An 11,094-nucleotide genomic window follows, 5' to 3' on the forward strand; every position below is an offset into this window, starting at 1 on the left:
GTGAGCTCACCGGCGGCGAGGACGTGGACATCGTCTTCGAGCACCCCGGCCGCGAGACCTTCGGCGCAAGCGTTTACGTCACCCGCAAGGGCGGCACGATCGTCACCTGCGCCTCGACCTCCGGGTTCAACCACGAGTACGACAACCGCTACCTGTGGATGTCCCTGAAGCGGATCATCGGCTCGCACTTCGCCAACTACCGCGAGGCCTGGGAGGCCAACCGGCTGGTCGCGAAGGGCAAGATCCACCCGACGCTCTCCAAGGTGTACTCCCTGGAGGAGACCGGACAGGCCGCCTACGACGTCCACCGCAACCTCCACCAGGGCAAGGTCGGCGTCCTGTGCCTCGCCCCCGAGGAAGGCCTCGGCGTCCGCGACGAGGAACTACGCGCCAAGCACATCGACGCCATCAACCGCTTCCGGAGGCCGGCCGACGCCTCTCAGCAGGAGGAGAGGGCTCTGCGATGGTGACACGCCCTTGGACCCAAGGGAGCCCTGTGATCGGGATCGTCGGTCTGGGCTCGGTCGGTGAGGCCTTGCTCGGCATTGTGCGTGAAACCGGTCATGAGGTGATCGGAGTCGACGCCGATCCCGCCGTCCTGGCCCGGGTGCGGAAGCGACCGTCGCCGACCGGCTCGGCCGGCCTACACCTCACCGAGGAAATCGCGCAGGTGAGCCGGGCCGACCTGGTTGTCGAGGCCGTCACCGAGGACGAAGCCCTGAAGACCGAGGTGCTGCACCGCCTCCGCACCGTCTGCACCGACACTACGGTCGTGGTCAGCACCACCGCTGCCCTGCCGCTGACACGGCTGGCAGTTGCGTCCGGCCGCCCTGGCGAGATGATGGGTCTGCGTTTTCTGGCCCCTCCGCTGCCCGGAGGACCGGTCGAGCCGGTGCGCACGGCGATGACTTCGAAGAACACCGTAGCCACCGTCGACGAACTGATCGCCCGGATCGGCCTGACCTCAGTGACGGTGGGCACCGGCTACGGAGCCGACGCGACTGCCCTGGTGTACGCGTATCTCAACCGCGCCGTAGCACTGTACGAGCGGGGTGAGGCGAGTCGGGACGACATCGACTCCGCCATGCGTCTGGGGTGCGGCCTGCCGAACGGGCCGTTCGAGCTGCTCGACCGCATCGGCCTCGACTCGGCGCTGTCCGTCCTCTCAGACCTGTGGGCCCGCACCGGCGACAACTCCTTCGCCCCTGCTTCTGCCTTGGTGCGGCTGGTGCGGGAAGACCGGTTGGGCCGTAAGTGTGGACGCGGCTTCTACACGTACGACGATCTCGGAAAGCCGGTGGATATTCGACCTTCCGCCCCGCCTCCCGGCGAAGCGGCCTGCGTACGACGCATCGGTGTGGTGGGGTCAGGGACGATGGCAGACGGCATCGCCGAGGCCACTTCAGTGGCGGGCTTCTCGACGGTGCTGGTCGCGCGCGACGCGGAGAAGTCGTTCGACGCGCTGGAGCGGATAGGCAAGTCGCTGGTACGGAACGTCCTCCGGGGCAAGGTCGCTCCACGGGCGAAAGCCGCGGCGCTGGAGTTACTCGTCGGAACCCACGACTTCGCTGCCCTGCGCGAGTGCGACCTGGTGATCGAGGCGGTGGCGGAGTCCCTCGACGTCAAGCGCGCGGTGTTCGCACGGATCGGTGCGGTGTGCGCCCCGGGCACGCTGCTGGCGACCACGACGTCCAGCCTCTCGGTCACCGCCTGTGCTGAGGCCTCCGGTCGCCCCTCCCAGGTGGTCGGGATGCACTTCTTCAACCCCGCGCCGGTGATGAGGCTCGTCGAGCTCGTCCGTACCCAGGCCACCAGCGACGAGGCCGCCGCCACCGCACAAGCCGTCTGCGAGCGCCTCGGTAAGACGACGGTCGACAGCCGGGACCGGGCCGGCTTCATCGTCAACTACCTACTGTTTCCCTACCTCGGCCGGGCCTTGGCCCTGCTGGACCGGTACGACGCGGACATCGAGGGCATCGACACGGCTGTCGAGCGGGGCTTCGGCTACCCCATGGGTCCGTTCGCGCTGCTGGACGCCATCGGACTGGACGTCTCCCTGAACATCCAGCAGGAGCTGTACAAGGCGTTCGGTGAGCCGGACTTCGTGCCGTCCCCCGTCCTCGAACAGCTCGTGGCGGGCGGCCGACTGGGGCGGAAGAACCGAAAGGGGCTACGGGCCACCGGGTGAGCTCCCCGGAACATGACGTCGCCTCACGCGGCAGCGCAACGACCACGACCAACAACGCGGAAACCCGGCACAGGAGGTTGTAGCGGCATGCGGAAAAGGTTCACCGACAAGGTCGTCCTCATCACCGGCGGCGGTTCCGGTATCGGCCGCGCGACCGCGGTACGGCTCGCGACCGAGGACGCGAAGCTGGTCCTGGTCGACATCAGCGAACAGGGCCTCGCCGACGCCGCCGAAGAGGTGCGGAAGACCGTCTCCGACGCCGAGGTGCTGACGGTCGTGGCGGACGTGAGCGAAGAGGCGGGGGTCGAGCGGTACGTTGCCGAAACCCTGGGGGCCCATGGCAGGATCGACGCCTTCTTCAACAACGCGGGCGTCCCGCCTACGCCCAGACGAACTGAGGACATCCGGACCGAGGAATTCGCCAGGAACATCTCGATCAATCTCACCGGGGTCTTCCTCGGCTTGAAGCACGTTCTGAAGGTGATGCGCGAGCAGGGCCACGGCAGGGTCCTCAACACCACCTCGCTCTTCGGCATCCGTGCCAACGGCGCCGGGTCCGACTATCACGCCGCCAAGCACGGGGTGGTCGGCCTGACCCTCAACTCCGGTGTGGAGTACGGCCCGTACGGCGTCACCGTCAACGCCATAGCCCCGGGCTCGATCCTGACCCCGATGATGGAGAAGCATCTGCGGAGCGCCCGGGACAACAATCTGGAGCAGATCGACAAGGCCCTCGACCAAGTCCCGACGAAACGGTTCGGTCGTGCCGAGGAGGTCGCCGCCACCGTCGCCTTCCTCCTGTCCGACGAGGCGCTGTACATCAACGCCGCGGTGGTCACGATCGACGGTGGCCGATCGGCAAAGGCCTGACGGCCCGGCCCAGGTGACCAGCTGAAACGGACGACCCGATGCCCCGATCGCGGCGCCACGGGTCGCCGGTGACGGTCGGCGGAACCGCGCCCAGGCGTCCCGGCCCGGCAACCACGGCCCCAGCGGGACTCGCCGTGAAGTTCACGGTGTTGCTCCCGCATCCGGACTAGTACTGCAACGGTCTTTGCCGTGACTGCTGGCCAGTTCGGTCGTTGGCGTGGTTATGGGTGGGGACCTTGCTGATGTCAGGTTGTGGGCCGGTGAACTGGGCGCTGTGCATGAGCGGTTCGTGCACCGGTTCAACCGGGAGGAGCCGCGTCAGTCGGCGTTGGCCTATATGCGGGGGCTGGTTGCTCCGCTGGAACGGAAGAACGGCTGGACGCTCGCGGAAGAAGCCGGTCACGCGGGTCCCGACCGCATGCATCGTTTGCTGAACCGGATCGAGTGGGACGCCGACGAGGTCCTGGACGACGTCCGTGACTATGTCGTCGAACACCTCGGAGATCGGGACGCCGTGCTGATCGTCGATGACACCGGGTTCCTCAAGAAGGGCATCCGTTCGGCTGGCGTGCAAAGGCAGTACTCCGGTACGGCCGGGAGGACGGAGAACTGTCAGATCGGCGTCTTCCTTGCCTATGCCTCTTCGCTCGGGCGGACGTTGATCGATCGCCGCTTGTATCTGCCCACTTCCTGGACCGATGACCGGGAACGGTGCCGACGGGCCGGCGTGGAGGACAGCATCGGCTTCGAGACGAAGGTGGCCATGGCCAAGGCGATGGTCCGCCGGGCGATCGCGGACAGGATCCCCTTCACCTGGGTGACCGCGGATGCCGCTTACGGCTTCTCCAAGGGCTGGCGCTTCGAGCTTGAACAGGCCGATGTCTTCCACGTCATGGCCACCACCCGCCACGACACCGTCGTCACCCGCTGGGCCCTGGACCACCCGGTCCACGACCTGTTCCCGGGCCTGCCCCGGCAGAAGTGGAAACGCCGTTCCTGCGGCGACGGCGCCCACGGCCGGCGAATCTTCGACTGGGCCCGGGTCGAGGTCCGCCCCTGGCACCGGGCCGACCGCCGGCACTGGGTGATCGCGCGCCGCAGCATCAGCCGCCCCGAGGCGATCTCCTACTACATCGCCTACTGCCCGGCCGAGACCACCCTTGATGAACTGATCCGCATCGCGGGCAGCCGCTGGGCCGTGGAGGAATGCTTCCAGACCGCGAAACAGGAATGCGGTCTGGACGACTACCAGGTCCGCCGCTACCCCGGCTGGCACCGCCACATGACCCTGGCCATGGCAGTCCACGCCTGCCTGACCGTCCTGCGCGCCCGCCAACTCGACACAGACAAAGCAGAAACGGATCCTCCCAGCTCATCCACCTCAGCCTCGCCGAGGTCAGACGTCTGATCGCCCGTCTCACCGACCGCCGGCCCCCACCCGTCGACCACATCCTCAACTGGTCAACCTGGCGCCGCATACGCCAACATCAAGCCCGCATCAGCCACTACAAACGACGGGGACACAGCCCCTGAAACTGGCCAGCAGTCACGGCAAAGACCGTTGCAGTACTAGCGCCGGCGACGGCTGTTGATGGCTGCGGAGGCTCAGGCGCTGGGACACGGCGCTGTCCGGGCCGCGGATCAGGCCGCTGCGGTCAGCGAGACGACGGTCCGCAAGGGCGTGTTCGAACTCGAGGCCGGTGAGAAGCCGTTGGGCGGGTGCGTCGTCCTGGCGGGGGCCGTAAACGAGTCGTGGATCTGAATCCGGGGCTGCGGCCTGCACTGTTGGCGTTGGTCGAACCGGATGCGCGGGGTGATCCGATGTCGCCGCTGCGGTGGACGGTGACGTCCACCCGCACGCTTGCCCAGGAGCTGACCCGGGCCGGGCACCGCATCAGCGCGACGCCGTCGCCGACCTGTTGCGGGAGGAAGGCTTCGGCCTGCAGGCCAACGCCAAGACCATCGAGGGCAGCCAGCACCTGGACCTCGATGCCCAGTTCCGCTATCTCAACGCGCAGGCCCGCGCGCATCGGGACACCGGCCAGCCCGTGATCAGTGTGGACACCAAGAAGTAGGACCTCGTCGGCGAGTTCAAGAACAACGGCCGCCAGTGGCGGCCGACAGGTGAGCCGGTGCCGGTGAACGTGCACGACTTCGTCGACCCGCAGCTGGGCAGGACCGTCCCCTACGGGATCTCCGACGTCGTGGTGAACGTCGGCTGGGTCAACGTCGGCACCGATCACGACACCGCCACGTTCGCGGTCGAGTCGATCCGCCGCTGGTGGCACCGCCTGAGCCGGACTGCCTACCCACAGGCGGCTCTGTCGAGGCGCGGCCCGCTGCCGGCCTGGCGGTGGACTTCGTTGTCGAGGCCGATCGTGCCGGACTGAGTGAGATCGTGCAGCGGGTGCGAGACGGGCGGCTGCGGACGAACATCGGCAATGTCTCGACCCTCAACGATGCCGTCGCCGCCCTCAATCCGACCGAGCGATGCAGGGAAAAGACGATTATCCGGGTTCGTCCGTCAGGACACAGGGCCAGTTGCCGGTCCCCCTCGCCTCGTTGATCCCGCCTTCCCGCTGCATTGCAGTGCAGCAGTGGTGTAGAGGAACCGCAGCACAGACCTGCCCGAACCCGCCCGCACCGACTGGCTCGATCAGCCGGGAGCGGCCGTCCGGCACGGCGCCTGCCCCACGGGGGCGCCCACAGGCCCGGGGACCGGCGTGAGCATGGCGCCGGTCGTGATCCGTCCCGGGGTGGTCTCTGTTCGTGGGCGCGGGGCGGGTGACCTCGTAGATCGTCTTGACGGTGGTCTTGTTGGCCGTGCAACGGGTGCGGCGCTTGACCTCGATGGCCTGCACGGCGTGCAGGAAGTGGAGACGGGGCTGGACGGTGCAGGCCTTGAGCCGGTGTGTCTCACGCCGCCGTGGACCTGTTCGCGGGTGCCGTGTGCATCGCCTGGGCCGGGTCAGTGGAGCGTGCGGGTGAACTGGTACGCGCTCTGCGACGTGCCGCTGCAGGTGTCGGACAGCTGGCCATTGGTGGCGCAGGCCTTGTCCCGGCCCAGCGACCAGAACGACAGCTCCTGAATGCCCTTGCTCGCGGCAAAGTTGGCGAGTGTGGTGGCGTTGGCGGTGCTGAACACCTCGGATGTGGTGTCGTTCACGCCGATCATGGGGGTGTTCCCCTCCATGGCCCACAGCTGTGCGGAACTCTTGGTCGTCCAGATCCGGCCCAGCTGGTCGTGCAGGGCGGTCGCCGCGTCGGTGGCCGCCTTGCCCATGTCCATGGCCGGGCCGTAGTCCATGGTCATGATGTTGACCAGATTGACCGTCAGGGCGTTGCTCTTGGCGTTGTTCAGCAGGTTGATGGAGTTCTGCTCCAGGCCGGTCGGGTCGACGGGGAGGGTGTACTGGACGTCAAGCCGGTGTCCCGCTGTCGCGTACTCACTCTGCAACTGTGCCAGGGCCTTGTTGCGCCGGTCGTTGGCAGCCGTGTTGTTGAGGGTCGAGCCCTCGATGTCGAGGTCGACGCGGGTGAGGTTGAGGCTGTCGATGACCCGCTTGTACTGGGCCTTGAGGGACGACACCGAGGTGCAGGCGACGCCCAGTTCGGTGCCGGAGGCGCCGCCGAAGGAGGCGATGACGTCGCCGCCGGCCGCCCTCGTGGAGTTGATGGCGGCGGTCCAGGAGGAGTCGGTGATGGACGTGTCGCCGTTGAAGGTCGCGTTGCAGCCGTTTCCGGCGATGACGAAGGCGAGGGTGAAGTACTTCTGACCGGTGGCATTGCGTGCGTTGGCGAGGGCGGACGGGGAGTTCCAGGTCTCGGCATACGGTGCCGAGTACCGGGCGGGGAATCCGGGCCCGGGGTTCGCCGCTGTCGGGGCGGCGGATGCCGAGGGGGCGAGGACGGCTGCCACCGCCGCGCCGGCGGTCACGGCAACGGCCAGTGTGCAGTTGCTCTTTCGACGCATGAGTCCTCCAAGACGCAGCACACCCAGTGCGCTGGTGGGGGGGTAGAGGAAATCACGCCTGTTCATGTCCATGAACATTTTCCGTTCACGTGAACAGGCTGAAGCCATTAAGGCCTAGACCAATACGCCCGTCAACCCCCGCGGCAACAACAGGCGGACGCTACGCCCTTGCGCCGACGGCCAGTTGGACAAGTCAGTCGATCCCGGAAGAGGAGAGGACATACCGCGGCCCCGAGGCGATCGAAGCACTCGGGGCCGCGTCTGCGCGTTGCGGGAATGGAGGGCGGTCGCCTACGCGGCGATGTGCTCTGCGGGGCTTCAGCCGGACGATCGTCCCCGCAGGCAATAGGTGAGGCCCGGGGACACTGTCCCCTCCACTCCCACGATCCTTCCAACCACACCGCCCCACCGTGCATTCCCGGGCGACAGGACGGGACCCGCTCGGCAACAGTGCAGCGCGAGTGTCCCGCCGAAGCGGGCGTGCGGAGAGGCCTCCGCGGTGGCGGGACGGCCCTGGCACTGCCGTCGCCGTCGCCGGGTATGACCGGCTTCCCACCGGCCGCGCCGTACCAGCGCCCACGAGCGGGCGCCGGTCTCCGTCACGGCGAAGGCTCAGACATCCAGCTCGTCCGAACTTCCGTCCGGACAGGAGTCGGGGTCGGGGTCGGACACGCTTGCGGTCAGATACCAGCGCTGTTCTTCGAGTCCGGCTTCCATTCCTCGGCCAGGAGTCCAAGGAGCACCTCGTCGACGAACTCCCCCATCACCCAGGCCGCCGAACGCAGCATCCCCTCGCGGACGAAGCCGTTGCGCTCGGCGGAACGCAGCATCGCGTCGTTGTCCGACAGTGTCTCGATCTGCAGCCGGTGCAGGCCGCGGACGACAAAGCCGTAGTGGCACAGCACCGCGACCACGTCGGTGCCACAACCCCTACCACGGGCGGAGGGCAACAGCCCCAGACCGATGTGCGCGGTCCGGTTGTGGTCGTCGATGCCCCACAACACCGCGCTGCCGATCAGGGTGCCGGACTCCAAGTCCACCACGGAGAAGGGTGCATACCCCCGCTCCTTGTCATCCACCGCGAACGGCGAGTCCTTGGAGCCGGGCGTGATCGGCCGCCACGGCCGACCATTGGCCCGCGCCTGGGTGACCACGTCGTCGTGGAGCTCCGATTGCAGGATGGGGATGTCGTCCTCGTTCCGGGCCCTGAGCCCGACCTTGTCACCTTTCAGCATGCGAGATTCCTATCCGAGCGGGACGACCTGCGGCAATCGGATATACGGCCTCGCCCACTAGCGGTTCAGGGGTGGGTGAAGGCCGTCTGGACGATGTCGGCAAAGAGACGGCGCAGGTGCCATTGAGGAAGAGCTCCGGGTCGTGGACGGTGAGGTCGAAGTCGCCGCAGCGCAGGACGAGCGGAACCGACCTCGACGGAGCAGCCCTCGTACGCCCCCGCCTCCTCACGAAGCCCTGCCCCCCCCACGATCCCTGCTGTCCACCCGCCCGCCGGTTCGCGGCACCCGAGCACAGCGCCCACCGGTGGGCGGACGCGGACCGAGCCGACCGGAGTGCGGACTCCTCCAGAATGTCGGTGACGGCCGACGCGTGGAGGCGGCAGCGCTCCAACAGCTGCTGGACGTAGTCGAGTTCCACACCCAGCGCGCATGCCGTCATCCGTGGCCGACGGAGTCCCTGTATTCATACGCCGCGTAGTCGAAGATCTCCTGGCAGCGGGCGACGTCGATGCCGGACACGAGCCCGCTGACCAGAAGCGGCAGCACGTCGTTGCCGGCCAGGGGGCGACCCCCGGCACGAACAAATGCCCCGACGCGGGCGCGGGCGAACTCGGCCAGTACGTCGCAGATCTCGCACGGCTCGTCCGTGCGGACGCACATGCCGTACAAGGACGGGGTGACGACCACCGCGTCGGCCCAGAGCCCACGACCGACGGCCTCGATCGCGCCGTCGGGACGGATGCTGCCGCAGGACGCCGCGTGCACACCCCCGCGCGTGTACGCGGAGACGACCGCGTCCTCGCCGACGTCGGCGGGATCCGGATTCGACACCAGCACGGTCACCAGGCTGAGCCCCGAATGCGCCTGACAGTCCGGACGGCCACCCGCCGGACATTGCCTCTGCCCCAGACCACCGTGGGAATCACGGGCAGAGGGAAACGACGCACCTCAGAACTTCTCAGAGCCCTGCACGAGGAATCGATCCCCGGCCTCGGCGCCGGTCCACGCGGTCGCCGGCTTCCGTACCCTGGCGGAATGCGCATGCGTCCCACTCTCAGCTGGACCCCACCTGGGGACCTCCCTCCGGGCACCACAGATCTGGGCGTGGTCACCGACCTGCTGAGCGCTGGTGGTGTGCTGGTGCTGAGCGGCGCGGGCATCTCCACGGAGTCGGGCATTCCCGACTACCGGGGCGAGGGCGGAAGCCTGAGCAGGCACACACCGATGCTCTACGAGGATTTCGTCGGCAGCGCCCAGGCACAGCGCCGGTACTGGGCGCGTAGTCACCTGGGTTGGCGCGTTTTCGGCCGCGCCCGCCCGAACGCGGGGCACCGGGCGGTGGCCGCGTTCGGGCGGCACGAGCTGCTGGCCGGGGTGATCACCCAGAACGTCGACGGGCTCCACCGGAGCGCCGGCAGCGAGGGCGTCGTGGAGTTGCACGGCGGCCTGGACCGAGTCGTCTGCCTCACGTGCGGCGCCCTCAGTCCGCGCAGCGATCTCGCTCGGCGGCTGGAGGCAGCCAATCCTGACTACCGGCCGGTGGCCGCCGGCCTGAATCCTGACGGTGACGCGGACCTGACCGACGACCAGGTCGCCGACTTCCGGCTGGTGTCGTGCGCGGTCTGCGACGGCGTTCTCAAGCCGGACGTGGTGTTCTTCGGCGAGTCCGTGGCGCCACAGCGGGTCGAGCGGTGCCGTGAGCTGGTCCGGGACGCATCCTCCCTGCTGGTCCTGGGTTCGTCGTTGACGGTGATGTCCGGGCTGCGGTTCGTGCGCCAGGCGGCCGGGGCCCACAAGCCCGTACTGATCATCAACCGGGACCCGACCCGGGGCGACGTGCATGCCGTGGCCCGCGTCGAGCTGCCGCTGGGGTCGGCGCTCACCGCCGTGGCCGAACGACTGGGTGTCCCGCTCGACGATCAGCCGGAAGACGGCAGTTGATCACTCTGATTCGGCCGAAGGCACCGCGGATGGCCGAGGGGCCGACGCCCTGGTAGGCGAGATCGGCCAGGAAGGGGACGGGGACGCCCTGGCGCGCGCAGGTGCGGATGATCCTTGGAAGCCGGGCGGGGGTGCAGGTCGTGGGCTCGGGTCGGCAGCGCGGGTGAGAGCCCCAGGGGCCGGCCGCCCAAATCGGTGACCAGCCGCAGCTCTTTGATCTCTTCGATGCGATTTACGGCGCCTCGCGTGCCGTCGGAACTCAGGCGAAGAGTGAGTCCAGCGGCGACACCATCGAGATCGCCGACGAGGCCGCGGGCGAAACCGGTCAGGCCGGGCCAGTCCGCCGCGAGGGCCTCGCCGATCCACGCAGCCAAGAGGATGCCGAGCAGCCGGGCAGCGGACTCTCAGGTCGGCCGCTCCGGTCTGCCGCTCCGGTGCGTACGCACTCGCGTCCAGGCCGAAAGCCGTGGTCATGGTGGAGGTTCTCAACTCCACACCGGAACCCGATGGCACTCACCGCACCTACTGGCTGCGAGTGCCCCCGTCGACCCGCACGGCCAGAGCTGGGGGTGGCCCCGACGAGGTAGCGGTCGTAGCCACGGTCCGCCGCCGCCACATCGTCCGCGACGAGTTGGGGAACCTGTACGACGGTTCCCATCGGGCGGCGCTGCGCCGGCGCGCGTGTCCGCCGGCCGTCTGCGACTGCCGCATCGGCCATGTCCACCTGAAGTCGCTGCCGTTGTACGACATTTTCGCGGGAGGTGTCGTGGAACGGGTACCGTCCGCCCTCCCCGGACGGGGCACCGCGCGCGCCCTGCCGATCACGGCGCGGTCGATGTCCGGCGGAGGTGGCGCCGACGGACCGCGCCGGTGAGCCGGTGGGCTCG

At 68.4% G+C, this 11,094-nt stretch carries 9 protein-coding genes and 2 pseudogenes; 7 read left to right on the plus strand and 4 right to left on the minus strand.

Annotated elements, in window-relative coordinates:
• The 5 genes and pseudogenes from R6V09_RS34335 to R6V09_RS34355 form a co-directional block, all read left to right on the plus strand.
• The coding region (locus R6V09_RS34335; RefSeq protein WP_317885373.1) for a zinc-binding dehydrogenase at positions 1-470 on the plus strand (470 nt) is incomplete at its 5' end.
• A gap of 26 nt (positions 471-496) precedes the next feature.
• Positions 497-2,188, plus strand: coding sequence for a 3-hydroxyacyl-CoA dehydrogenase family protein (locus R6V09_RS34340; protein WP_317885374.1), 1,692 nt, complete (start codon positions 497-499; stop codon positions 2,186-2,188).
• Positions 2,189-2,275: 87 nt separating this feature from the next.
• Positions 2,276-3,058, plus strand: coding sequence for an SDR family oxidoreductase (locus R6V09_RS34345; RefSeq protein ID WP_317885375.1), 783 nt, complete (start codon positions 2,276-2,278; stop codon positions 3,056-3,058).
• A 223-nt stretch (positions 3,059-3,281) separates the two neighbouring features.
• Complete coding sequence (locus R6V09_RS34350; RefSeq protein WP_317885376.1) at positions 3,282-4,466, plus strand: IS701 family transposase; 1,185 nt, start codon at positions 3,282-3,284, stop codon at positions 4,464-4,466.
• Between the two features lie 165 nt (positions 4,467-4,631).
• A pseudogene (locus tag R6V09_RS34355) lies at positions 4,632-5,376 on the plus strand (ISAzo13 family transposase); the annotation flags it as partial.
• Between the two features lie 650 nt (positions 5,377-6,026).
• Here R6V09_RS34355 and R6V09_RS34360 read toward each other — a convergent pair.
• The 3 genes from R6V09_RS34360 to R6V09_RS34370 form a co-directional block, all read right to left on the minus strand.
• The gene (locus tag R6V09_RS34360; protein WP_317885377.1) at positions 6,027-7,031 is read right to left on the minus strand and encodes a chitinase; all 1,005 of its coding nucleotides are present in this window, start codon (positions 7,029-7,031) and stop codon (positions 6,027-6,029) included.
• A 680-nt stretch (positions 7,032-7,711) separates the two neighbouring features.
• Positions 7,712-8,266 carry a GNAT family N-acetyltransferase gene (locus tag R6V09_RS34365; RefSeq protein WP_317885378.1) on the minus strand — a complete coding sequence of 185 codons (555 nt, stop codon included), beginning with the start codon at positions 8,264-8,266 and terminating at the stop codon, positions 7,712-7,714.
• 435 nt (positions 8,267-8,701) lie between these two features.
• Complete coding sequence (locus R6V09_RS34370; RefSeq protein ID WP_317885379.1) at positions 8,702-9,103, minus strand: hypothetical protein; 402 nt, start codon at positions 9,101-9,103, stop codon at positions 8,702-8,704.
• Positions 9,104-9,301: 198 nt separating this feature from the next.
• Here R6V09_RS34370 and R6V09_RS34375 point away from each other — a divergent pair, with 198 nt between their 5' ends.
• Positions 9,302-10,207, plus strand: coding sequence for an NAD-dependent protein deacetylase (locus R6V09_RS34375; protein WP_317885380.1), 906 nt, complete (start codon positions 9,302-9,304; stop codon positions 10,205-10,207).
• Between the two features lie 37 nt (positions 10,208-10,244).
• Here R6V09_RS34375 and R6V09_RS34380 read toward each other — a convergent pair.
• Positions 10,245-10,416: pseudogene (locus R6V09_RS34380) on the minus strand (IS5/IS1182 family transposase); the annotation flags it as partial.
• Between the two features lie 263 nt (positions 10,417-10,679).
• Here R6V09_RS34380 and R6V09_RS34390 point away from each other — a divergent pair.
• Complete coding sequence (locus R6V09_RS34390; RefSeq protein ID WP_442810207.1) at positions 10,680-11,081, plus strand: DUF6745 domain-containing protein; 402 nt, start codon at positions 10,680-10,682, stop codon at positions 11,079-11,081.
• Positions 11,082-11,094: the final 13 nt, after the last annotated feature.

Source organism: Streptomyces sp. W16 (assembly GCF_033194735.1).
In the GTDB taxonomy this organism is placed as follows: Bacteria; Actinomycetota; Actinomycetes; order Streptomycetales; family Streptomycetaceae; genus Streptomyces.